The 237-nt window shown below is 66.7% G+C and carries 1 pseudogene; it reads right to left on the minus strand.

Annotated features, from left to right (window positions below):
* A pseudogene (locus FQ664_RS26915) lies at window positions 1-237 on the minus strand (methyl-accepting chemotaxis protein); the annotation flags it as partial.

Genomic DNA, 237 nt, shown 5'->3' on the forward strand with positions numbered 1-237 from the left:
GTCCTCCCCAGGGCGATGGCCTCGGCGAAATCACCCTCGGCCCAGCGCGACAGGGCAGGGGCCAGGCCGGTCAGGGTGCGCGCCAGGCGGCGTTGCAAGGTGTCGATCAGCAGGGCGATAAGTAGGATCAGGCCGATCATAAGGCCCTGGATGATTCGCACTTCAGCGGCAATTTTCGCGTGCTGGGCGCGTACCTCGGGCTCCAGCGCCGCAATGGCCTGTTGCACGGCCTCCAGA

This window comes from Pseudomonas persica (genome assembly GCF_900291015.1).
Lineage (GTDB): Bacteria > Pseudomonadota > Gammaproteobacteria > Pseudomonadales > Pseudomonadaceae > Aquipseudomonas.